This window comes from Fretibacterium fastidiosum (assembly GCF_000210715.1).
In the GTDB taxonomy this organism is placed as follows: Bacteria; Synergistota; Synergistia; order Synergistales; family Aminobacteriaceae; genus Fretibacterium; species Fretibacterium fastidiosum.
Genome location: NC_021038.1, coordinates 1265576 through 1267769, shown reverse-complemented (window position 1 = coordinate 1267769; position 2194 = coordinate 1265576). Strand labels below are relative to the sequence as shown.

General features: G+C 72.0%; 2 protein-coding genes. Both read left to right on the top strand.

Translation table 11 applies throughout. From position 1 onward, the window contains the following. Positions 1 to 1583, top strand: a 1583-nt coding sequence (mutS, locus tag SY1_RS05845) for a DNA mismatch repair protein MutS (RefSeq protein ID WP_208873054.1), incomplete at its 5' end; no start/stop codon positions are given. Then, positions 1576 to 2194 (top strand): DNA mismatch repair endonuclease MutL (mutL, locus tag SY1_RS05840; protein WP_208873052.1); only part of this gene is annotated, 619 nt, incomplete at its 3' end. The genes mutS and mutL, both read left to right, overlap by 8 nt.

Here is a 2194-nt window from a genome sequence, read left to right as displayed (position 1 = left end):
GCCTCCAGGACCTCCTGGCCGGGATGCGGGACGTGGAGCGTGCCCTGTCGCGCCTCGCCCTGGGCGAGGGGACGCCGCGGGACCTGGCCGCGGTCCGCGACACCCTGCGCCTCCTGCCGGACCTCCTCGCCGTGGAGTTCCCGGAGCCCCTGGCGGGCCTGTTCCGCTCCTTCCCCGACGCCTCGGCTCTTCGCCAATACCTTGAGGAAGCCCTCGAGGACGACCTGCCGCGGGCGCTGGGACAGGGGCCCGTGATCCGGTCCTCCTTCAGCCCCGAGCTGGCCTCCTGGCGCGACGCTGCGGGGAAGGGGGAGGCCTGGCTGGAGGACTACCTGGAGCGCGAGCGCGCGGCCTGCGCCACGCCGCGGCTGAAGGTCGGCTACAACCGGGCCTTCGGCTATTACCTAGAGGTCGGGCGCACGGGCCTGACCACGGTGCCGCCCCACTTCGAGCGCCGGCAGACCCTGGTCAACGCGGAGCGCTTCGTCACGGCGGAGCTAAGGGAGTTTCAGGACCGGATGCTGCGCAGCGAGGGGGAGATCGCGCGCGTCGAGGGGGAGCTCTACCGGCAGGTGACGGAGTGCGTGGTGCAGGCCGGCGCCGACCTGCAGGTGACGGGGCGCCTCCTGGGCGTGCTGGATTGTCTGGCTTCCGAGGCCGTCGTGGCGCGGGAGCGAAACTTCGTCCGCCCCACGGTGAACGAGTCCGCAGAGTTCTCCGTCCGGGGGGGCCGTCACCCGGTGCTGGAGGCGGCCATGGCGGACGCGGCCTTCGTCCCCAACGACGTGACGCTGGGGAAAGACGACGCCCGCGTCGTCATCCTGACCGGTCCCAACATGGCGGGCAAGTCCACCTGGCTGCGCATGACGGCGCTCCTCTCCATCATGGCCCAGGCGGGCCTCTGGCTCCCGGCGGAGAGCGCCGTCATAGGCCTCGTGGACCGGGTGTTCACGCGCATCGGCGCGCGGGACGACCTAGTGCGGGGCAGCAGCACCTTCATGGTGGAGATGCTGGAGACGGCCAACATCCTGAACAACGTCACGGATCGAAGCCTCGTGATCCTGGACGAGGTGGGGCGGGGGACGGCCACCTGGGACGGGATGAGCATCGCCTGGGCCGTGCTGGAGCACCTGCAGGCGGAGACCCGGGCGCGCGTGCTCTTCGCCACGCACTACCACGAGCTGACCCACCTAGAGGACCGGCTTCCAGGCGTGAAAAACCTCAGCATGGCCGTGGCCGAGGGGAAGACGGGGATCCTGTTCCTCCACCAGGTGACGCCCGGCCCGGCGGACCGCTCCTACGGCATCGAGGTTGCGCGGCTTGCGGGCCTGCCCCCCTCCGTGCTGCGCCGAGCCTTCGAGCTCCTGGAGCTCTTCGAGCGCGAGGGCTTTGAGCGTGCGGACGTCCCCCCTCCCCTGCCCCAGAAGGCGCTGAGGCGCCAGCTTCTCCTGTTCTCGCCGGAGACGGACGCCGTGGTGGAGGAGCTGGCGGAGCTGGACGTGACGGACCTGACGCCGGATCAGGCGCTGGAGGCCCTTCGCCGCCTGAAGGAGAAGAGCGTGAGGGCGTTGAGCCATGCCTGAGATTCGGGAGCTGCCGGAGGGAGTCTGGACCCGCATCGCGGCGGGCGAGGTGGTGGAGCGTCCGGCCTCGGCCGTCAAGGAACTGGTGGAGAACGCGCTGGACGCGGGCGCGCGCCGGGTGCGGGTGCGCCTGTGGGACGGAGGGCGGCTGCGCATCGTGGTGGAGGACGACGGCTGCGGCATCGGCTTTGAGGACCTGCCCCTGGCGCTTCTGCCGCACGCCACCAGCAAGCTCCGGGGCATCGAGGACCTTGAGAGCATCCGCACCTTGGGCTATCGGGGCGAGGCGCTGGCCAGCCTTGTCGCGGTGGCGGACCTCGAGATCCGCAGCCGTCCGGAGGGCGGGGCGGGCGGCCTGATCCGAGCTTCGGGAGGGCACGTGACGGAGCACGTCGCCGCAGCCTGCGCGCCGGGGACGCGCGTCCAGGCGGACGAGCTGTTCAAGGAGCTCCCCGCGCGGCGCAAGTTCATGAAGAGCGCGGCGGGGGAGCTGCGCCGCGCGGCCTCCGTCATGCGGGAGTACGCCGTGGCCCGGCCGGACGTGAGCTTCGCCCTGGAGCACGACGGGCGCGAGGTCCTCGCCACGGACGGGGCGGGGGACCGCCGGCGCG